Source organism: Pseudomonas sp. BF-RE-22, from assembly GCF_019956155.1.
In the GTDB taxonomy this organism is placed as follows: domain Bacteria; phylum Pseudomonadota; class Gammaproteobacteria; order Pseudomonadales; family Pseudomonadaceae; genus Aquipseudomonas; species Aquipseudomonas migulae.
In genome coordinates this window covers 231197-250741 of the sequence record NZ_JAHBDD010000055.1, presented here as the reverse complement: position 1 = coordinate 250741, position 19545 = coordinate 231197, and the positions used below count along the sequence as shown (strand labels likewise).

At 58.9% G+C, this 19545-nt stretch carries 21 protein-coding genes; 9 read left to right on the top strand and 12 right to left on the bottom strand.

The annotated features are described in order from the left end of the window. Positions 1-300: 300 nt before the first annotated feature. On the bottom strand, positions 301-1500 hold the full coding sequence (gene tyrS / locus KGA82_RS23740; protein ID WP_008027125.1) for a tyrosine--tRNA ligase: 1200 nt from the start codon (positions 1498-1500) through the stop codon (positions 301-303). A gap of 211 nt (positions 1501-1711) precedes the next feature. On the opposite strand from tyrS, the gene KGA82_RS23735 reads away from it, so the two are divergent. Together KGA82_RS23735 and KGA82_RS23730 are read left to right on the top strand one after the other, a co-directional pair. Next, positions 1712-3130, top strand: a complete 1419-nt coding sequence (locus KGA82_RS23735; protein WP_223452650.1) for a peptidoglycan DD-metalloendopeptidase family protein — start codon at positions 1712-1714, stop codon at positions 3128-3130. A gap of 3 nt (positions 3131-3133) precedes the next feature. Beyond that, a complete protein-coding gene (locus KGA82_RS23730; RefSeq protein ID WP_223452649.1) occupies positions 3134-4225 on the top strand; it encodes an anhydro-N-acetylmuramic acid kinase in 1092 nt (363 codons plus the stop codon). A gap of 66 nt (positions 4226-4291) precedes the next feature. Here KGA82_RS23730 and erpA read toward each other — a convergent pair whose 3' ends face one another. After that, the gene (gene erpA / locus KGA82_RS23725) at positions 4292-4642 is read right to left on the bottom strand and encodes an iron-sulfur cluster insertion protein ErpA (RefSeq protein ID WP_007947969.1); all 351 of its coding nucleotides are present in this window, start codon (positions 4640-4642) and stop codon (positions 4292-4294) included. A 168-nt stretch (positions 4643-4810) separates the two neighbouring features. Beyond that, positions 4811-5845 (bottom strand): N-acetyl-gamma-glutamyl-phosphate reductase, encoded by a 1035-nt coding sequence (gene argC / locus KGA82_RS23720; protein WP_008027118.1) that lies wholly within the window; start codon positions 5843-5845, stop codon positions 4811-4813. 135 nt (positions 5846-5980) lie between these two features. Between argC and hemJ the strand changes: the two genes are divergently transcribed. From hemJ to coq7, 6 genes are all read left to right on the top strand, one after another. Continuing rightward, positions 5981-6409 (top strand): protoporphyrinogen oxidase HemJ, encoded by a 429-nt coding sequence (gene hemJ, locus KGA82_RS23715; RefSeq protein ID WP_008027117.1) that lies wholly within the window; start codon positions 5981-5983, stop codon positions 6407-6409. 33 nt (positions 6410-6442) lie between these two features. Further along, a complete protein-coding gene (locus tag KGA82_RS23710) occupies positions 6443-7411 on the top strand; it encodes an NAD(P)H-dependent flavin oxidoreductase (RefSeq protein ID WP_192229290.1) in 969 nt (322 codons plus the stop codon). A 92-nt stretch (positions 7412-7503) separates the two neighbouring features. Continuing rightward, positions 7504-8448: a DUF805 domain-containing protein gene (locus KGA82_RS23705; protein ID WP_223452648.1), complete on the top strand. Its 945-nt coding sequence runs from the start codon at positions 7504-7506 to the stop codon at positions 8446-8448. 95 nt (positions 8449-8543) lie between these two features. Further along, a complete protein-coding gene (locus KGA82_RS23700; protein ID WP_032828658.1) occupies positions 8544-9332 on the top strand; it encodes an SDR family NAD(P)-dependent oxidoreductase in 789 nt (262 codons plus the stop codon). A gap of 81 nt (positions 9333-9413) precedes the next feature. Next, positions 9414-9752, top strand: coding sequence for a histidine triad nucleotide-binding protein (locus tag KGA82_RS23695; protein WP_008027110.1), 339 nt, complete (start codon positions 9414-9416; stop codon positions 9750-9752). A gap of 198 nt (positions 9753-9950) precedes the next feature. Next, a complete protein-coding gene (gene coq7 / locus KGA82_RS23690; RefSeq protein WP_008027108.1) occupies positions 9951-10598 on the top strand; it encodes a 2-polyprenyl-3-methyl-6-methoxy-1,4-benzoquinone monooxygenase in 648 nt (215 codons plus the stop codon). 118 nt (positions 10599-10716) lie between these two features. Here coq7 and speD read toward each other — a convergent pair whose 3' ends face one another. Next, positions 10717-11511 (bottom strand): adenosylmethionine decarboxylase, encoded by a 795-nt coding sequence (gene speD / locus KGA82_RS23685; protein WP_008027106.1) that lies wholly within the window; start codon positions 11509-11511, stop codon positions 10717-10719. A 239-nt stretch (positions 11512-11750) separates the two neighbouring features. Beyond that, entirely contained in the window at positions 11751-12173 is a 423-nt protein-coding gene (locus KGA82_RS23680) for an OsmC family protein (RefSeq protein ID WP_007941657.1), read from the bottom strand. Positions 12174-12403: 230 nt separating this feature from the next. Here KGA82_RS23680 and crp point away from each other — a divergent pair, with 230 nt between their 5' ends. After that, positions 12404-13048, top strand: a complete 645-nt coding sequence (gene crp / locus KGA82_RS23675; protein WP_008027103.1) for a cAMP-activated global transcriptional regulator CRP — start codon at positions 12404-12406, stop codon at positions 13046-13048. Here the strand turns inward: crp and KGA82_RS23670 are convergent. From KGA82_RS23670 to rpe, 7 genes are all read right to left on the bottom strand, one after another. Continuing rightward, positions 13045-13746: a biotin/lipoate A/B protein ligase family protein gene (locus KGA82_RS23670; RefSeq protein WP_223452647.1), complete on the bottom strand. Its 702-nt coding sequence runs from the start codon at positions 13744-13746 to the stop codon at positions 13045-13047. The genes crp and KGA82_RS23670 overlap by 4 nt on opposite strands. Positions 13747-13901: 155 nt before the next feature. Then, positions 13902-14738, bottom strand: a complete 837-nt coding sequence (gene trpC / locus KGA82_RS23665; protein ID WP_008035982.1) for an indole-3-glycerol phosphate synthase TrpC — start codon at positions 14736-14738, stop codon at positions 13902-13904. After that, on the bottom strand, positions 14735-15784 hold the full coding sequence (gene trpD / locus KGA82_RS23660; protein WP_008027097.1) for an anthranilate phosphoribosyltransferase: 1050 nt from the start codon (positions 15782-15784) through the stop codon (positions 14735-14737). The genes trpC and trpD overlap by 4 nt, the downstream gene beginning before the upstream one ends. Positions 15785-15793: 9 nt before the next feature. After that, positions 15794-16387, bottom strand: a complete 594-nt coding sequence (locus tag KGA82_RS23655; RefSeq protein WP_008027095.1) for an aminodeoxychorismate/anthranilate synthase component II — start codon at positions 16385-16387, stop codon at positions 15794-15796. 107 nt (positions 16388-16494) lie between these two features. Further along, the gene (gene trpE / locus KGA82_RS23650; RefSeq protein ID WP_008035981.1) at positions 16495-17976 is read right to left on the bottom strand and encodes an anthranilate synthase component I; all 1482 of its coding nucleotides are present in this window, start codon (positions 17974-17976) and stop codon (positions 16495-16497) included. Positions 17977-18047: 71 nt separating this feature from the next. Beyond that, on the bottom strand, positions 18048-18866 hold the full coding sequence (locus KGA82_RS23645; protein ID WP_084318377.1) for a phosphoglycolate phosphatase: 819 nt from the start codon (positions 18864-18866) through the stop codon (positions 18048-18050). Further along, the gene (gene rpe, locus KGA82_RS23640) at positions 18863-19537 is read right to left on the bottom strand and encodes a ribulose-phosphate 3-epimerase (protein WP_008035979.1); all 675 of its coding nucleotides are present in this window, start codon (positions 19535-19537) and stop codon (positions 18863-18865) included. Before rpe ends, KGA82_RS23645 begins: the two co-directional genes overlap by 4 nt. Positions 19538-19545 lie beyond the last annotated feature (8 nt).

The window sequence follows — 19545 nt, the reverse complement described above, 5'->3', positions numbered from 1 at the left end:
TTCCTTTGCAACTTCAACCACTTGCGCTTCCGATCTCTCGTTAGCGGGAGGCGAATTCTACAGCGTTACTCGCTGCTGTCAACACCTCTTTTTCTCCGCTTTCGACCGAGAAGATCGAACCGTCAAATGAGCCACACAACACCGCTCTTTCAACTCCTTCTGGGCCTCGATGAACTGAAGCAACTCGCCGCCGAAAACTGCGTAACTCTTTGTTTACCAAGGAGTTTTCCGTTTCGACTGCGCCGGAAGTGGGGCGAATTATAGACTTCCAGAATCTGCCGTCAACCCCTAATTCCAGCTTTATTCGGATTTGAGCGAAATACGCGCAAATGCCTTCTTGCCAGCCTGGCAAACATGGGTCGCGCCCAACACGTATATAAAGGTGCGATCCACAACCTCACCATCTATACGTACACCGCCGGAATTCAGCAGATCACGCGCTACCGCCGAGTTCTTCACCAGGCCTGCCTTATTAAGGACAGCAGCGATCGGCATATCTTCAGTAGCGGTCAACTCGATTTCCGGCAGATCGTCCGGCAGCTCGCCATCCTTCATACGATTGCCCGCTGCACGATGAGCATTGGCTGCTGCTTCTTCACCATGGAAGCGCGCAACGATCTCTTCGGCCAGCTTGATCTTGATGTCGCGCGGATTGGCACCCGCCTCGACATCGGCGCGGAACGCATTGATCTCATCCATGGAACGGAAGCTGAGCAATTCGAAGTAACGCCACATCAGCGCATCCGGAATCGAAACCAGCTTGCTGTACATCACTCCCGGCGCTTCCTGAATACCGACGTAGTTGCCCAAGGATTTGGACATCTTCTTCACGCCATCCAGACCTTCAAGCAACGGCATGGTCAAGATGCACTGAGGATCCTGACCATAACCGCGCTGCAGCTCACGCCCCATCAACAGGTTGAACTTCTGATCGGTACCGCCCAGCTCGACATCCGCGCGCAAGGCGACCGAGTCGTAACCCTGAACCAGCGGATAGAGGAACTCATGGATGGCGATTGGCTGATTGGTCGTGTAGCGCTTGTCGAAATCGTCGCGCTCGAGCATGCGAGCAACGGTGTACTGCGAAGTCAGGCGAATGAAGTCGGCCGGCCCCATCTGATCCATCCAGGTGGAGTTGAACGCCACCTCGGTTTTGGCAGGATCAAGAATCTTGAAAACCTGGGTCTTGTAGGTCTCGGCATTCTCGAGAACCTGCTCACGGGTTAGCGGCGGACGCGTAGCGCTCTTGCCGCTCGGATCACCGATCATCCCGGTGAAGTCACCTATAAGGAAGATCACCTGATGCCCCAGTTCCTGGAACTGGCGCAGCTTATTAATAAGCACGGTGTGCCCCAGGTGCAAATCCGGCGCGGTCGGATCGAAGCCTGCCTTAATACGTAGCGGCTGGCCACGCTTGAGCTTTTCGATCAGCTCGGACTCGACCAACAGTTCTTCTGCACCACGTTTGATCAGCGCTAGCTGCTCTTCAACCGACTTCATAACAGACCCGCAAGGCTCGAATTCAAAGGGAACCAACCATACAAGATCACGCGTCAAATACAAAGTTTGGCCGGCGCAATGACGCCAATCCGCTGGCAGAGTGACCACGGACTTGCTTCAGAGATGATTTGGTTATATTTTATACAGTTATTTCATCTTCATCATGTCATTCATCTTTTCCAATTCATCTTTTTCAAAGTCAAAATTACCTATGACCAAAGAATCGTCTAAAGCGCCTCCGCTTTACCCGAAGACCCACCTGCTCGCAGCAAGTGGTATCGCCGCCCTTCTGAGCCTGGCGCTTCTGGTATTTCCTTCCAGTGATGTAGAAGCCAAAAAGACGACCCTGAGTCTTGAACTGGAAAGCCCTGCTGAACAACTGACACAAGATCAAGACGCTGCCGACGTCGCCCAAGCCACAAATGAGCCGGCAACTTCCCCTTTTGCGCAGATCGAAGACAGCTCCGAAGAGTCCCAGGAAACTGCCCAGGCCAAACCCGCGCCGGTTGTCGAAGAAAAGAAGGGCCCCAATCACAGGGAAGTGATCGTCGCCAAAGGCGATACGCTCTCCACGCTGTTCGAGAAAGTCGGCCTTCCGGCCACTTCGGTGCATGAAGTATTGGCCAGCGACAAGCAGGCCAAGCAATTCAGCCAACTCAAACATGGCCAGAAACTCGAATTCGAACTGAACCCCGAAGGCCAGCTGACCAACCTGCACAGCAAGGTCAGCGACCTCGAAAGCATCACCCTGACCAAGAATGACAAGGGTTATGTGTTCAACCGCATCACCGCCAAGCCTACCGTGCGCTCCGCCTACGTTCACGGCGTGATCAACAGCTCGTTGTCGCAGTCCGCCGCACGCGCTGGCCTGTCCCACAGCCTGACCATGGACATGGCCAGCGTGTTTGGCTATGACGTCGACTTCGCCCAGGATATTCGCCAGGGTGACGAGTTCGACGTGATCTACGAACAGAAAGTCGTCAACGGCAAGGCTGTCGGCAATGGCCCGATCCTTTCCGCACGCTTCACCAACCGCGGCAAGACCTACACCGCCGTGCGTTACACCAACAAACAAGGCAACAGCAGCTACTACACTGCTGACGGCAACAGCATGCGCAAGGCGTTTATCCGCACCCCGGTAGACTTTGCCCGCATCAGCTCGAAATTCTCCATGGGCCGCAAACACCCGATCCTGAACAAGATCCGCGCTCACAAAGGCGTCGACTACGCAGCTCCGCGCGGCACGCCAATCAAGGCGGCCGGTGACGGCAAGGTGTTGTTGGCCGGCCGTCGCGGCGGTTATGGCAATACCGTGATCATCCAGCACGGCAACACTTATCGCACGCTGTACGGCCATATGCAGGGCTTTGCGAAAGGTGTCCAGACCGGCAGCTCCGTCAAGCAGGGTCAAGTGATTGGCTATATCGGCACTACCGGCCTGTCCACCGGACCGCATCTGCACTACGAGTTCCAGGTCAATGGTGTGCACGTCGATCCGCTGGGCCAAAAAGTGGCGATGGCCGATCCAATTTCCAAAGCAGAACGGGCACGTTTCCTCGCGCAGAGTCAGCCTCTGATGGCGCGTATGGACCAAGAGAAATCCACCCAACTGGCTTCGAGCAAGCGCTAAGCCATGACGCTCTATATAGGTGTGATGTCCGGAACCAGTCTCGATGGCCTGGACATCGCGCTGGTTGAGTTGAACCCGGCGATCAGACTGGTCGCCACGCACTACATTCCCATGCCTGATTCCCTGCGCACCGAGCTGCTTGGCTTGTGCGCCAGCGGCCCGGACGAGATTGCCCGCTCCGCCATCGCCCAGCAAAACTGGGTGACTCTGGCGGCGCAGGGCATTCGCACCCTTCTTGACCAACAAAACCTGAAACCCGAAGACATCCGCGCGATTGGCAGCCATGGCCAGACCATTCGCCACGAACCGGCACGCGGCTTCACGGTACAGATCGGCAACCCTGCCCTGCTGACCGAATTGACCGGCATCACCGTGGTCAGTGACTTCCGCAGTCGCGACGTTGCGGCCGGCGGGCAAGGCGCACCACTGGTTCCAGCATTTCACGAAGCGCTGTTTGAAGAGCAAGCGGGCAACCGCGCGGTATTGAACGTCGGCGGCTTCAGCAACCTCAGCCTGATCAAACCCGGCCAACCCGTAGCCGGTTTCGACTGCGGCCCCGGGAACGTACTGCTGGACGCGTGGATTCATCAGCAACGCGGCGAAAACTTTGATCGTGACGGCCAATGGGCAGCCAGCGGCCAAGTCGAATCTGTTCTGTTGAAAGCGCTACTCAGTGATCCGTTCTTCGTGACCAAAGGCCCGAAGAGCACCGGCCGTGAAGTGTTCAATCTGCCATGGCTGACACAGCATCTTTCGCAATTGCCGACCTTCGCCGCCGAAGACGTGCAAGCAACGCTGCTTGAGCTGACCGCACTGACCATCGTCGAATCATTGCAAAGCGCCCAAGCGGATACCCGAGAGTTGCTGGTCTGTGGCGGCGGTGCGCACAACGCCACGTTGATGAAGCGCCTGGCCGCCCTGCTGCCAAACGCGAACGTCAGCAGCACCGCCACTCATGGCGTTGACCCGGACTGGGTCGAAGCCATGGCCTTCGCCTGGCTCGCTCATTGCTGCCTGGAAGGTATCGCGGCCAATCGTCCAAGCGTCACCGGCGCTCGCGGCCTGCGCGTACTCGGCGCCATCTACCCAGCCTGAACGCCAGACAGCAAAACGCCGCAGAGCCCTGAGGCCATGCGGCGTTTGTAATGCGGTGAATCGCGATCAGATCGAGAACGAAGAGCCGCAGCCACACGTGGTGCTGGCGTTCGGGTTCTTGATCACGAAACGCGAACCTTCCAGACCTTCCTGATAATCCACCTCGGCACCTGCCAGGTACTGGAAGCTCATCGGATCGACGACCAGGCTCACGCCCTCGCGCTCGACGATGGTGTCGTCATCGGCCACTTCTTCATCGAAGGTGAAGCCGTACTGAAAACCTGAACAACCGCCGCCCGTAACGAATACGCGCAGCTTCAAGCGATCATTCCCCTCTTCATCGACCAGGCTCTTCACCTTGTGCGCGGCACCGTGGGTGAATTGCAAAGCCGTGGGGGTGAAGGATTCGACGCTCATGCTGACTATCTCCCGGCGTTACGCCGCCATAATGCGTGATGACGCGCATTATCCGCTTCTCCTAGAAAAGCGGTCAACTATTGTTACGGTATATCAATAAACCCGATTGCCGGTTCGAAACGCAAAAAGGCCCGTTCAACGGGCCTTTTTGCTGAGCGGGCTGAAGCCTTACGGCAACATGCCGGCGTGCGACAAGCCCAGACGCTCATCCAGACCGAACAGGATGTTCAGGTTCTGCACCGCCTGACCCGACGCACCTTTTACCAGGTTATCGATGACCGACAACACCACCACCAGGTCACCGTCCTGAGGACGATGCACGGCGATACGGCAGACGTTGGCGCCGCGCACGCTGCGGGTTTCCGGGTGGCTGCCTGCTGGCATCACATCAACGAACGGCTCGTTGGCATAGCGCTTTTCAAACAGCGCCTGCAGATCCACCGAACGATCCACGACCGTCGCGTAGAGCGTCGAGTGAATGCCGCGAATCATCGGCGTCAGGTGCGGAACGAAGGTCAGGCCGACATCCTTTCCTGCAGCTCGACGCAGACCCTGGCGAATTTCCGGCAAGTGACGGTGACCTTTGACGGCGTAGGCCTTCATGCTTTCCGACGTCTCGGCGTACAGCGAACCTACGGCCGCGCCACGACCGGCACCGCTGACGCCGGATTTGCAGTCAGCGATCAAGCGCGTGGTATCGGCCAGACCGGCTTCGAGCAATGGCAGGAAACCCAATTGCGTAGCCGTTGGATAGCAACCCGGTACGGCGATCAGGCGAGCCTGCTTGATCTGTTCGCGATTGACTTCCGGCAAGCCGTAGACCGCTTCTTCCAGCAGCTGCGGCGCACCGTGCGGCTGGCCGTACCACTTGGCCCACTCATCGGCATCTTGCAGACGGAAGTCCGCGGACAGGTCGATGACCTTGGTTCCGGCCGCCAGCAGTTCACCGGCCAGCGCGTGGGCAACACCGTGAGGCGTGGCGAAGAACACCACGTCGCAGGCGCCCAGGGTCTTGATGTCCGGAACGCTGAACGCCAGGCCGTCGTAATGGCCGCGCAGGTTCGGATACATATCAGCCACGGCCAGACCGGCCTCGGATCGGGAAGTGATCACTACCACTTCTGCCTGCGGATGCTGTGCCAACAGACGCAGCAGTTCGACACCGGTGTAACCCGTGCCGCCGACGATACCGACCTTGACCATAAACCTGCCCTCAACGAACCCACTGGAAAGCCGTCGATAATAGGGCCCGTATCGCCCTGCGACAACCGTCAAGGTGACGTGCGGACGCTCTACCCTCTACTATCTTCGCTACCGTGAACCTGGGAATAACCAAAAATGCTTTATCTGTGGCTCAAAGCGCTTCATATCATCAGCATGGTCTGCTGGTTTGCCGGCCTGTTTTACCTGCCGCGCCTGTTCGTCTATCACGCCCAAAGCGAAGACACCGTCAGCAAGGAACGCTTCAGCCTGATGGAGCGCAAGCTGTATCGCGGCATCATGGGCCCGGCGATGATCGCCACGCTGGTATTCGGCATTGCGCTGATTGGGCTGAACCCGGGCATATTCAGCCAAGGTGCCTGGATTCACGCCAAATTGACGCTGGTGGTGATCCTGATCGGCTACCACCACATGTGCGGCGCGCAGGTGAAACGATTTGCCCGTGGCGAGAACACCCGCAGCCATGTCTTTTATCGCTGGTTCAATGAAGTGCCGGTTCTGATATTGCTGGCTATCGTAATTCTGGTCGTCGTTCGGCCGTTCTAACTTCAATCGGCACCACTCACCGGGGTACTTCCAATGTCGCTGCCCGCTTTGCTCGAACAACGTTTGCGTCTGCCCGTGGTGGCTGCGCCGATGTTCCTGATTTCCAACCCGCAACTGGTACTCGCCTGCTGCCGTAATGGCGTGGTCGGCAGCTTCCCCGCGCTGAACCAGCGTGAGAGCAGCGGCTTCAAGGCCTGGCTGGAAGAGATCGAAGCAGGGTTGGCGACAATGGAAAACCCGGCGCCCTACGCCGTGAACCTGATCGTCCACAACAGCAACCCGCGCCTGCAAGCGGACCTGGAGATCTGCATCGAGCACAAGGTGCCGATCGTGATCACCAGCCTTGGCGCCGTTAAAGAACTGGTCGACGCAGTCCACGGCTACGGCGGCCTGGTATTCCATGACGTAACGACTCGTCGCCACGCAGAGAAAGCAGCGGAGGCTGGCGTAGATGGCTTGATCGCCGTTGCCGCAGGCGCCGGTGGACACGCGGGTACCTGGAGCCCGTTTTCGCTGATTGCCGAAATCCGCCAGTTCTTCGACAAGACGCTGTTGCTGGCCGGCTGCCTCAATCACGGTCACGAGATACTCGCGGCACAATTGCTCGGTGCGGATCTGGCCTACTTCGGTACGCGATTTATCGGCACCACCGAAAGCCATGCGCCTGAGGCCTACAAGGAGATGCTGCTGACATCCAGAGCGGCAGACATCATTCATACTCCGGCGGTATCGGGTGTTCCGGCGAGTTTCATGCGCCAAAGCCTGGAAGCGGCCGGTTTCGACATGGCGGCGTTGCAAAACAAAGGCGAGGTCAACTTCGGCTCCAAGCTCAAGCCATTGAGCGATGAAGCCAAGGCCTGGAAAACCGTGTGGTCCGCCGGCCAGGGCGTCGGAGAGATAGACGATTTACCGAGCGTGGATCAATTGGTTGCACGACTGGACGCTGAATACCGCCAGGCGCTGGAGCTGGCAGCACAACTGCCGAAACGCTGGCCGCGTTAGCAGGAAATTTGGCCAGTCATCCTCGACTGGCCTTACACTCCGGGCTCGCAACTCTCTAACTATTCAAACACCCGCGACAAGGATGCTTCGCAATGAGCGACAACCGTTTCAAGATCGTATTCGACGGCGCTCTGCTGCCAGGGATCGACCTCACCACCGCCAAACTCAATCTGGCGGCGTTGTACAAAAGCGAAGTGGCAGCCGTCGAACGACTGTTCAACGGACAGGCTGTTACGCTCAAGCAAGGCCTGTCGCAGACTGACGCGCAAACCTACCTTCAGGCGCTGACGAAAACCGGCATCGAAGCCCGCATTGAAGCCGAGCCCTCGATTGAACTGAACCTGGCCGACGCTCACCACCACGCCCCCGCCAGCAGTAAACCCGCGTTCGCAGAACCAGAGTCGCCGTACGCACCACCTCAGGCCAGGGTCGGCGAAAACCTGCCGCCGTTCGGCACGCTCAAGCCTTTTGGCGTCGAAGGGCGAATCGGCCGTTTGCGCTATCTGGCCTGGACCATGGTGGCGACGCTGGTCATGCTCGGCGTCGGGTCGGTCGTCGCCATTTTCGCCATCGCCCTGATCGCCAGCGACTCGACTGCAGGCCTGATTGTCGGCGGCCTGGTGGTGGTGCTCCTGTGCATCGCCATCGCGGTCGTCACCGTTCAGATCAGCGTTCAGCGCCTGCACGACATCGGCTGGTCCGGCTGGCTCTGGCTGCTCAATCTAGTGCCGTTCATAGGCAGCTTCTTTCCGTTTGTGCTCATGTGCGTGCCGGGCAACACCATCGCCAATCGCTACGGCCCACCACCACCGCCAAACACCACCGCAGTCAAAGTGTTGTCTTCGCTGTGGGTGGTATTCATTGCCATCGTCTTTGTCGGTGTATTGGCCGGCGCTTTCAGTGCGATCCAGCAAGAGTACGAGAACGCTGCCGGACTCAGCTATGACAGCAGCTCGCTAACCACCGAAGAAGTGGAAGTCGAGCCCGCCGCAGAGGCTGAAGAAGTGCCGGATAGCGCAGACGAGGAAGCCCAATAAGCCCCGGCCCCTGTAGACTCTGCGAAAGAATGAACAGCGCTCCCCGCCCGTGACACCTGCGTCGCAGGCGCGGAGCTGTTGCGATGGAGAACTGCATGACCCGTTACGCTCTGATCACTGGCGCTTCCAGCGGCATCGGCCTGGCGATGGCCGAAGCGCTGGCCCGCCGTGGCCGCAGCCTGATTCTGGTGGCCCGACAGCGTGATCAGCTGGAAAGTATTGCAATTGAACTGACCCAACGTTTTGGCGTGGAGGTGTTGTTCCGCGCCTGCGACCTCGGCGAGCCGCTGCGCCTGTCCGGGTTTCTGCTGGAACTGGAAGAAGGCGACCGGCAGATCGACTTGCTGGTGAACTGCGCCGGTATCGGCACTTGCGGCCCGTTTCTGGCGCAGGACTGGATGACCGAACAAGACCTGATCGAGGTGAACATTCTGGCCCTCACTCGCCTGTGCCATGCCATCGGCAACAGCATGGCCTTGCAGGGCGGTGGGCAGATCTTGAACGTCGCCTCGGTTGCAGCGTTCCATCCCGGCCCGTGGATGAGCACTTACTACGCCAGCAAAGCCTATGTACTGCACTTTTCCGAAGGGCTGCGCGTCGAGCTGAAGAAATGCGCAGTCAAGGTTTCCGTACTCTGCCCCGGCCCGACCCGCACCGCGTTTTTCCGCACCGCACAACTGAACAGCGACAAACTGGTCGACAGCAAACTGCTGATGAGTCCCGAGGAAGTCGCGCTCTATACCGTGCGGGCTCTGGATAAGAATCGCGCCATTATTATTCCGGGCCGGCTGAACCGCTGGTTCGCTTTCCTGCCACGGCTCGGCTCACGCTGGCTGATCAGGACCATCACAGGCATGGTCAACAAGGCCTATTGCCCGCGCTGACCTGGCCTCAAGGCAAAAGGCTGGGCTCGGGGATCACCCATGAGTACACTCAGGCCAGCCCAAACAACGGAGAAAACAGCTGTGGATACTCTGTTCACCAAGATCATCAACCGGGAAATCCCGGCGAAGATCATTTACGAGGACGACCAGGTACTGGCCTTCCACGACATCGCCCCGCAGGCACCGGTGCATTTTCTGGTGATCCCGAAGAAACCGGTGCGCACCTTGAACGACCTCACCGAGGACGACAAGGCATTGGCCGGGCATATTCTGTTCACTGCCCAGCGCCTGGCACTGGAACTGGGCTGCGAAAAAGGTTTTCGCGTTGTCATGAACTGCAATGAAGAAGGTGGGCAAACTGTCTACCACATTCATATGCATGTGCTGGGTCAGCGTCAGATGCACTGGCCGCCGGGTTGATCCATACCGCATTACTGTAGGAGCGAGGCTTGCCCGCGAACAAGGCGATGAGGTCTTTCAGATACATCGCGTTATCGTTCTTCGCGGGCAAGCCTCGCTCCTACGGGGTTAGTGTCATCCCACCACTAATGACCCAGCGCAAACCTTCCCCGGCCGATTGGGTTAAACTGGCCGCCGAGATTCCTCCCGGAGATCAGCATGACTACCCAACGTCACTACTCGCCCATTGACCGTCTTCTGCTGCAAGCCGATGCCGCGATGCGTACCCTGCTGCCCTTCAGCGGCCAGCCGTACCGTCCGTCCCCTGCGATCGTGCAGCCGGAAACGCAAATGAGCGACGAAGACACCCGGCACGTCGCCGGCCTGATGCGCATCAACCATACCGGCGAAGTCTGCGCCCAGGCGCTGTATCAAGGGCAGGCCCTGACCGCCAAGTTGCCGCAGGTGCGCGCCGCCATGGAACATGCTGCTGAAGAAGAGATCGACCATCTGGTCTGGTGCGAGCAACGCATCAAGCAGTTGGGCAGCCATACCAGCATTCTCAACCCGCTGTTCTACGGCATGTCATTCGGGATTGGCGCGGTGGCCGGCTTGATCAGCGACAAGGTCAGCCTGGGTTTCGTTGCGGCTACCGAGCATCAGGTGTGCAAGCACTTGAACGAACACCTTGAGCAACTGCCGGCCGAGGACGAAAAGTCCCGGGCGATTCTTGAGCAGATGCGTGTTGATGAAGAGCAACATGCCGAAAGTGCGCTGGAGGCTGGGGGCTTTCGTTTTCCGGCGCCGGTGAAGTTCGGGATGAGCTTGATGGCCAAGGTGATGACCAAGAGTACCTACAGAATCTGACGATTGTGTTGTTCGTTAGGGCCTCTTCGCGGGCAAGCCTCGCTCCTACATGGGATCTGCGGCAATAAAAAAGGCGACTGCCGTGAGGGAGTCGCCTTTTTTTGTGCTCGCGAGAATCTTAGGTCGGCATGTTGCGCGCGTAGAAGATTTCGAGCATTTCGTGTTTCACACGATCCGTCACTTGGGCGCGTTGCTCAGGGGACAGGTTGTTGGTCGCGTCGCCGAACAGGTAGTTATCCAGTTCGAAGTTCTTCAACAGCATTTTGGTGTGGAACAGGTTTTCCTGGTACACGTTCACGTCGGTCATCTGGTACGCGTCGCGGGTGTCTTCGGACAGGTAGTTCTGGATCGAGTTGATCTCGTGATCGATGAAGTGCTTGTTGCCTTCGACGTCACGGGTGAAACCGCGCACACGGTAATCCACGGTCACGATGTCCGAATCGAACTGGTGAATCAGGAAGTTGAGCGCTTTAAGCGGTGAAATGACGCCACAGGTCGACACGTCAATGTCCACACGGAAGGTCGCAATACCGTCGTCCGGATGGATTTCCGGGTAGGTGTGCACCGTGATGTGGCTCTTGTCGAGGTGGGCCAGGATGATTTCGGGCAACGGGCCCGGAGACTCTTCGATCTGGCTGTCGGTCGGGGTCACCGGCTCTTCAGAGATCAGAATCGTGACGCTGGCGCCTTGTGGGTCGTAGTCCTGACTGGCAATGTTCAGGATGTTGGCACCAATGATATCGACAACTTCCGTGAGGATCTGCGTCAGGCGTTTCGCGTTGTACTCTTCATTGATGTACTCGACGTAAGCCTGCTGGTCTTGCGGGGTTTCCGCGTAGCAGATGTCATAGATGTTGAAGCTCAAGGTCTTTGTCAGGTTATTGAACCCGTGGAGCTTGAGTTTGCTTTTCACCGTTAAAAACTCTCTATGTATTGCGGCCCGGGCCGCGTGATCAAGCATGCCCGTCAGATGCGTACGACGCACCTGCGTAGGACGGTTAACACCTCTTCGCGATGGCGATTTTGGTTGTCTGTTCGGGCGAGCGGTCTGTCGGTTGACGGACCACTACCCTGAAAAAAGTGGCGCATTATGCAGACGTCAGCTTGGGATCGCCAGAGTCTGCACCGCTTTTATGATAGTTGAATGTCGAATCAACCGAGTTCGATGATTTCGTAGTCGTGGGTAATCGCGACACCCGCCGCGCCGAGCATGATCGAGGCCGAGCAATACTTCTCGGCAGACAGCTCGATGGCGCGCTTGACCTGGGCTTCTTTCAGCCCGCGGCCCTTGACCACGAAGTGCATGTGGATCTTGGTGAAGACCTTCGGGTCCTCGGTCGCGCGCTCGGCTTCGAGGAAGGCTTCGCAGCTTTCGACGGCCTGACGGGACTTCTTGAGAATGCTGACCACGTCGAAATTGCTGCAACCGCCGACACCCAGCAGGAGCATTTCCATCGGCCGGACACCCAGGTTACGACCACCGGCATCGGGCGGACCGTCCATGACCACGACATGACCGCTGCCGGATTCGCCGAGGAACATGGCTTCGCCAGCCCATTGGATGCGTGCCTTCATCGCCAAGACTCCACTGTATAAAAAAGGGTCGCCAGCTTAGCACAGGGCCCTGGATTGACAGCGCTCGCCGTCCTAGGACAGAACCTTTTGCTTTGTAGGTAAAATCTCGAATATTGCAGGAAGTGTCTGTTAAGCTGGCGCCAATTCGCTGGCGCATTGCCAGCTTTGTAGCAACCTCAGTGCCTCATAAAAAAACCAAACACACCGTGCAGTCTTTCCGGGATACAACCATGGTTGCTATTGCCCCTACACCCAAGATCAAGAACCTCGACAAACTGTTGATGCATTGCCAGCGCCGTCGCTATGCGGCCAAGAGCAATATCATTTGCGCCGGCGACCGCTCGGAGACGCTGTTCTTCATCATCAAAGGCTCGGTCACCATCCTGATCGAGGATGACGACGGCCGTGAAATGATCATTGCCTACCTGAACTCCGGAGACTTCTTCGGCGAGTTGGGTCTGTTTGAACAGGCCGGCCTGGAACAGGAACGCAGCGCCTGGGTGCGCGCCAAGATCGAGTGCGAAGTCGCGGAAATCAGCTACGCCAAATTCCGCGAGCTGTCCCAGCAAGACCCGGACATTCTTTACGTACTTAGCGGACAAATCGCACAACGCCTGCGCAACACCACGCGCAAGGTCGGTGACCTCGCATTCTTCGACGTGACAGGCCGCGTTGCCCGTTGCCTGCTGGAGTTGTGCAAACAGCCCGATGCGATGACTCACCCCGATGGCATGCAGATCAAGGTGACCCGTCAGGAAATCGGGCGGATTGTCGGGTGTTCCCGGGAGATGGTCGGTCGCGTTCTTAAAGATCTGGAAGAACGCAACCTGGTGGACGTCAAAGGCAAGACCATGGTGGTCTTCGGGACGCGCTAAGCCTTGAACATGTCTGCCAGCAACTGGCGATAGAGTGCATCGAGCCGTGCCAATGCGTCAGGTGCGGCGAACTTCTCATGGAGCGCGATGTGGCTTTCGGCACGGACCCGTTGCTCCAGGCCGCACGCTTCATTGAAGCGATTGACCGCCGCGACCATTGATTCACGCTCGTTATCCAGCAACAACGCACCGTGCACCAACCCGACCGGGCGCGTGCCGCCCTTGCTCTGGCGCCAGCGCTGGGCGGTGCCGACCATCTTGCGACCGTCGAGATTGACGTTGAAACGGCCATCGCAAAATGCGCCGTCGATTTCGCCCAGGGACGAAACGCCGCCCAGTTCATCCAGCAACTGACAGATCGGATCGCAGAGCCTGCGATAGGCGGTTTCGATGCGGTTCTGGTCGCCCTCGCTACGCGGTGGCGCGTAGACCAAAGCGATGTTGATGGTCGAGGCCGATTGCGGCACGGGCTCGCCGCCGGTTTCACGCAAAAGGACTGGCCAGCCGGCTGCCGCCGATACTTCACAAGCGGCATCGAAACCGGGCAGGCGATTCAAGCGGCGTGGCATGACCAGTGCGCGGTCATTGGGCTGCCAGAACAGCAGGCCGAACTCTGAATCGCCTGCACAGACCGACGCCAACAAATTCTGTTCGGCTTGCAGGCCGGCCTCGATGGTCAAGGAGAGGGGCGAAGTCATAAGGGGCTCCGTAAGACTTGAAGTCTGTGGTGTGTCTTATGCCGCCATCGCCGGCAAGCCGGTCTCGCTCCCACATTGGATCTATGGTGTTAGCAGATCCCTTGTGGGAGCGAGACCGGCTTGCCGGCGATGGGGTCGACTCGATCTGCCAGTAATCAGTCGAGTGTAGAACCGCTGACGGGTACGCCACGCTCCGGGAAGAACAGGCGCTGAAGCTCGGTGCCCGGGCTTTCGGCGCGCATGAACGCTTCGCCGACCAGGAACGCATACACGTCGCTGATTTCCATCAGCTCGACATCGGCCCGATTGAGGATGCCGCTTTCAGTGATCACCAAACGGTCACGCGGAATCCGCGGCAACAAATCCAGCGTGGTTTCCAGACTGACGTCAAAGGTGTGCAGGTTGCGGTTGTTCACGCCGACCAGCGGTGTGTCGAGGGTTTTCAAGGCCCGCTCCAGTTCGTCGCCGTCATGGACTTCCACCAGCACGTCGAGGCCAACGCTTTTTGCCACCGCCGCCAGCTCGGCCATTTTCACGTCGTCCAGCGCGGAGACGATCAACAGCACGCAGTCGGCGCCCAATGCACGGGCTTCGACGATCTGATACGGGTCGATCATGAAATCCTTGCGGATCACCGGCAATTTGCACGCCGCCCGGGCCTGTTGCAGATATGCATCTGCGCCCTGGAAATAATCGATATCGGTGAGCACCGACAGGCAGGTCGCGCCGCCCTTCTCGTAGCTCCTGGCGATATCGGCAGGAACGAAGTTCTCGCGAATCACGCCTTTGCTCGGCGAAGCTTTCTTGATTTCAGCAATGACCGCTGGCTGCTTCAGCTTGGCCTGCGCCAGCAATGCCTTGGCAAAACCACGGGGTGCATCGGCCGCCTTGGCCAGACTTTCCAGCTCGGCCAGGCTCACACGAGCGCTACGCTCGGCGACTTCCTGGACTTTGCGCGCCAGAATGTTTTCCAGAACCGTCGGTACACTCATCCCTCATTCTCCACTTTGAATACCGCGGTAAATGCACCCAACTCCTCAAGTTTTTCCCGAGCGAGGCCTGTGTGCAGCGCATCGTGCGCCAGGGCAACGCCTTCTTTCAAACTGGTCGCCAGGTCGGCGGCATAGAGTGCAGCACCGGCATTGAGCACGATCATCTCGGCAGCTTTCTGACCGCTCTCGGTCTTGCGCTTGCCCAGGGCATCGCGAATCAGCTCAAGCGAAGCGGCCGGGCTTTCCACCGCCAGGCCGTGCAGGCTCTGGCTCTTCATGCCCAAATCTTCCGGCTCGACCCAATACTCGGTGATCTGGTCATTCTTCAATTCCGCCACGTAGGTCGGCGCAGCCAGACTGAATTCGTCCAGGCCGTCTTTCGAGTTCACCACCAGCACATGCTTGCTGCCCAGACGTTGCAAGACTTCGGCCAATGGCCGGCACAGCGCCTGGCTGAACACGCCCACCACCTGATGTTTCACGCCGGCCGGATTCGTAAGCGGGCCGAGCATATTGAACAGGGTACGCAGACCAAGATCCTTGCGCGGGCCGGCGGCGTATTTCATGGCTTTGTGATGAGTCTGGGCAAACATGAAACCGATGCCGACGTTGTCGATGCAACGCGCTACCTGAACCGGCGTCAGGTTCAGATAGATGCCCGCCGCCTCCAGCAGATCGGCGCTGCCGCTTTTACCCGAGACCGCACGGTTACCGTGCTTGGCCACAGTGCAACCGGCGGCTGCCACCACAAAGGACGAAGCCGTCGAGACGTTGAAAATGTTCGCCCCATCGCCGCCGGTGCCGACCACATCAACCACGCCGTCGAGGGTTTTCAGTTCGACCTTGTCCGCCAGCTCGCGCATGACCGACACGGCGCCGACGATCTCGTCGATGCTTTCGCTCTTCATGCGCATGGCCATCATGAACGCGCCGATCTGCGCGTCCGTGCATTGCCCGGTCATGATCTCGCGCATCACATCGCGCATTTCATCGGTGCTGAGGTCGAGTTGATCGACGATACGGCTGAGGGCTGTCTTGATATTCATGGGAAGTCCTTAGCGCGTGCCGCCGGTTTGTTTGAGGAAGTTGGCGAACAGCTCGTGGCCCTGCTCGGTCAGGATAGACTCAGGGTGGAACTGCACACCTTCGATGTTCAGCGTCTTGTGGCGCAGGCCCATGATCTCGTCGACCGAACCGTCTTCAAGCTGAGTCCAGGCGGTCAGCTCCAGGCAGTCCGGCAAGGTTTCGCGCTTGACGATCAGCGAGTGATAACGCGTGACGGTCAGCGGATGGTTCAGGCCTTCGAAGACACCTTTGTCTTCGTGGAACACCGGGCTGGTCTTGCCGTGCATCACCTGGCGGGCACGAACCACATCGCCGCCGAAGGCCTGGCCGATGGATTGATGACCCAGGCACACGCCGAGAATCGGCAGTTTGCCGGCGAAATGCTTGATGACGTCAATCGAGACGCCCGCTTCAGTCGGCGTGCAAGGACCGGGCGACACAACGATGCGCTCAGGGTTGAGGGCTTCGATTTCGGCAACGGTCAGTTCATCGTTGCGCACGACTTTGACCTGGGAGCCGAGCTCACCGAGGTATTGCACAACGTTGTAGGTAAAAGAGTCGTAGTTATCGATCATCAGCAACATGGCTTGAGAACCTCTTGAATTCACGGACTATAAAGGCTGCCTTCGAATGAGCGACCCGCAGCGCTTTGTCAGCCAAAGCGACATGGCATACGGGTCACGTTCATCGGTCAGCTTTCCGGGGTTTGTTCAGCCAGGGCGACTGCGCGGAACATGGCACGACGCTTGTTCAGGGTTTCTTCCCATTCCAGCGCCGGCACCGAGTCGGCAACGATGCCGCCACCGGCCTGCACGTGCAGTTCGCCGTTCTTGATCACGGCGGTGCGGATCGCAATCGCCGTGTCCATGTTGCCGTTCCAGGCAAAGTAACCGACCGCGCCGCCATAGACGCCACGCTTGACCGGCTCCAGTTCGTCGATGATTTCCATCGCGCGAATCTTCGGTGCGCCGGACAAGGTGCCCGCCGGCAGGATCGCCCGCAATGCGTCCATCGCCGTCAGCCCGGCTTTCAGTTGCCCGGTGACGTTGGAAACAATGTGCATCACGTTGGAGTAACGCTCGATAACCATTTTCTCGGTGAGCTTCACCGAGCCGATTTCCGATACGCGACCGGTGTCGTTACGACCCAGGTCGATCAGCATCAGGTGTTCGGCGATTTCCTTGTGGTCGGAGAGCAGGTCTTTCTCCAGCGCCAGGTCTGCCTCTTCGTTGGCCCCACGCGGACGGGTGCCGGCAATCGGGCGAACGGTGATCAGATTGTCTTCGACCCGCACCAGCACTTCCGGTGAACTGCCGACGACGTGGAAGTCGCCGAAGTTGAAGAAGTACATATACGGCGTCGGGTTGAAGCAACGCAGCGCCCGATACAGATCAATCGGTGCCGCCTTGAAGTCGATCGACATGCGCTGGGACGGCACGACCTGCATGCAGTCACCGGCCAGGATGTATTCCTTGATGGTGTCGACGGCTTTTTCGTAATCGTCCTGGGTGAAACTGGAGCGGAACACCGGGTCAGCCGATTGTTGCTTGCTGAAGTCCAGGCCTCGGCGCGGGGTGATTGGCTGACGGAGTTTTTCCAGCAGCTCTTGCAGGCGCGCCTGACCTTGCTCGAAGGCATCGTCCTGCGACGGGTCGGCCAGGACAATTGCGTGCATTTTGCCGGCGAGGTTGTCGAACACCACCACCGCATCGGACACCATCAGCAGAATGTCCGGCACGCCCAGCGGATCCGGGTTCGGGCACTTGCCCAGACGCTTTTCCACATAGCGCACGCAGTCGTAACCGAAGTAACCCACCAGGCCGCCGTTGAAGCGTGGCAGGCCAGGAATGGTCGGTACGTTGTAACGGGCTTTGAATTCTTCGACGAACGCCAGCGGGTCTTGCGCTTCATGGCTTTCGATCTCGACGCCGTCATGGGTCACGCTGATGTGATGGTCATGAACCCGCAGCACGGTGCGGCACGGCAGGCCGATGATCGAGTAACGGCCCCACTTCTCCCCGCCCTGCACGGATTCGAGCAGGTAGGAATTGGGCTCGTCAGCCAGTTTCAGGTAGATCGACAGCGGCGTGTCGAAATCGGCCAGGGTTTCGCAGGCAAGCGGGATGCGGTTATAGCCGGCAGCGGCCAAACGCAGGAATTCTTCGCGGATCATGGGGTAGCCTCGTGGCTTGAGGTGCTAACAGTCAGGTATGCAAACGCGCCGGTAGACCGGCCAGGAACAAGTCAGGCGCGCCAACGCCAGCGGGCCAGGGCCTTGATGACTTTCATCCAGAGTTTGCGGGTGACCACCACGATGGCGTTTCCAGAAGGGGGTTGAACAGCGTCGGCCAACGTTATCTCAGCGGCCGGATCCAGGCAACCGGGAATTAGCTTGCGCAGGTCGTCGATGACCAGCGCCGGCGACTCTTCGGCAATCGGCCGACCGTGGTTATAGCCATAACTGAGGGCCACGCATTTGACCCCCGCCGCTTTCGCCGCCAGCACATCGCTGCGCGAATCGCCGACAAACAGCGATTGCGACGCCGGGATGTTGGCCATTTTCATCACGAAAAACAGCGCAGCCGGGTCAGGTTTCTTCTGCGGCAGGGTATCGCCGCCGATGATCCATTTGAAATAGCGGCCGATTTTCATCTGATCCAGCAACGGCGCGACGAAGCGCTCCGGCTTGTTGGTGATCAGCGCCATCTCCACGCCTTGCTTGTTCAGCCACTTGAGGGTGTCACGCACGCCGGGGTAAACCACCGTCAGGTCGTGACCGTCCTCGTAAAAGCCGTTGAACAACTCCAGGGCATGTTCAGCCTCGACATCATCGACACCTTCGGCGTCGATGTGATTGGCCAGGGCCCGGCGCACCAGCATGTGCACGCCGTTGCCGACCCAGTCACGCACCGATTCGATGCCGACAGGCTGGCGCCCGAGTTTGAGCAGCATGTTATCCACCGCCGCGGCGAGGTCAGGGACCGAATCGACCAGCGTGCCGTCCAGATCGAACATCACCAGCCGTGGCAGACGCCCCGGGAACAGCTGCTCAAAGCCACTCATGGACGGGCCAGCGCCAGTTCGGAACGCATCTTCTCGATGACTTCCTGGTAGTTCGGCGCGTTGAAGATCGCCGAGCCGGCCACGAAGGTATCGGCGCCAGCCGCCGCGATTTCACGAATGTTGTTCACGTTCACGCCGCCGTCGATTTCCAGGCGGATGTCACGGCCCGACGCATCGATCAATGCGCGTGCTTCACGCAGCTTGTCGAGGGTGCCGGGGATGAACTTCTGCCCGCCGAAGCCTGGGTTGACGCTCATCAGCAGGATCATGTCGACCTTGTCCATCACGTACTTGAGTACGTCCAGCGGGGTCGCCGGGTTGAACACCAGGCCCGACTTGCAGCCGCCTTCGCGGATCAGTTGCAGGGAACGGTCGACGTGCTGCGTGGCTTCCGGGTGGAAGGTGATGTACGTCGCGCCGGCCTCGATGAAGTCGCCAACGATGCGGTCAACCGGGCTGACCATCAGGTGCGCGTCGATCGGCGCGGTTACGCCGTACTTGCGCAGCGCGGCACAGACCATCGGGCCGATGGTCAGGTTCGGCACGTAGTGGTTGTCCATGACATCGAAGTGCACGAAGTCGGCGCCGGCGGCCAGAACGTTGTCCACTTCTTCACCCAGGCGGGCGAAGTCGGCGGAGAGAATCGACGGAGCAATTACGAAGGGCTGCATGACGCACC

What these genes read in the sequence shown, in the direction of transcription:
- KGA82_RS23735 (WP_223452650.1), top strand. Translation starts at nt 1,712, where the DNA reads ATGACCAAAGAATCGTCTAAAGCGCCTCCGCTTTACCCGAAGACCCAC.
- trpE (WP_008035981.1), bottom strand. Translation starts at nt 17,976, where the DNA reads ATGATCCGCGAAGAATTCCTGCGTTTGGCCGCTGCCGGCTATAACCGC.
- crp (WP_008027103.1), top strand. Translation starts at nt 12,404, where the DNA reads ATGGTTGCTATTGCCCCTACACCCAAGATCAAGAACCTCGACAAACTG.
- rpe (WP_008035979.1), bottom strand. Translation starts at nt 19,537, where the DNA reads ATGCAGCCCTTCGTAATTGCTCCGTCGATTCTCTCCGCCGACTTCGCC.
- erpA (WP_007947969.1), bottom strand. Translation starts at nt 4,642, where the DNA reads ATGAGCGTCGAATCCTTCACCCCCACGGCTTTGCAATTCACCCACGGT.
- tyrS (WP_008027125.1), bottom strand. Translation starts at nt 1,500, where the DNA reads ATGAAGTCGGTTGAAGAGCAGCTAGCGCTGATCAAACGTGGTGCAGAA.
- KGA82_RS23710 (WP_192229290.1), top strand. Translation starts at nt 6,443, where the DNA reads ATGTCGCTGCCCGCTTTGCTCGAACAACGTTTGCGTCTGCCCGTGGTG.
- KGA82_RS23700 (WP_032828658.1), top strand. Translation starts at nt 8,544, where the DNA reads ATGACCCGTTACGCTCTGATCACTGGCGCTTCCAGCGGCATCGGCCTG.
- trpD (WP_008027097.1), bottom strand. Translation starts at nt 15,784, where the DNA reads ATGAATATCAAGACAGCCCTCAGCCGTATCGTCGATCAACTCGACCTC.
- KGA82_RS23730 (WP_223452649.1), top strand. Translation starts at nt 3,134, where the DNA reads ATGACGCTCTATATAGGTGTGATGTCCGGAACCAGTCTCGATGGCCTG.
- KGA82_RS23705 (WP_223452648.1), top strand. Translation starts at nt 7,504, where the DNA reads ATGAGCGACAACCGTTTCAAGATCGTATTCGACGGCGCTCTGCTGCCA.
- coq7 (WP_008027108.1), top strand. Translation starts at nt 9,951, where the DNA reads ATGACTACCCAACGTCACTACTCGCCCATTGACCGTCTTCTGCTGCAA.
- KGA82_RS23645 (WP_084318377.1), bottom strand. Translation starts at nt 18,866, where the DNA reads ATGAGTGGCTTTGAGCAGCTGTTCCCGGGGCGTCTGCCACGGCTGGTG.
- KGA82_RS23680 (WP_007941657.1), bottom strand. Translation starts at nt 12,173, where the DNA reads ATGAAGGCACGCATCCAATGGGCTGGCGAAGCCATGTTCCTCGGCGAA.
- argC (WP_008027118.1), bottom strand. Translation starts at nt 5,845, where the DNA reads ATGGTCAAGGTCGGTATCGTCGGCGGCACGGGTTACACCGGTGTCGAA.
- KGA82_RS23655 (WP_008027095.1), bottom strand. Translation starts at nt 16,387, where the DNA reads ATGTTGCTGATGATCGATAACTACGACTCTTTTACCTACAACGTTGTG.
- KGA82_RS23670 (WP_223452647.1), bottom strand. Translation starts at nt 13,746, where the DNA reads ATGACTTCGCCCCTCTCCTTGACCATCGAGGCCGGCCTGCAAGCCGAA.
- trpC (WP_008035982.1), bottom strand. Translation starts at nt 14,738, where the DNA reads ATGAGTGTACCGACGGTTCTGGAAAACATTCTGGCGCGCAAAGTCCAG.
- hemJ (WP_008027117.1), top strand. Translation starts at nt 5,981, where the DNA reads ATGCTTTATCTGTGGCTCAAAGCGCTTCATATCATCAGCATGGTCTGC.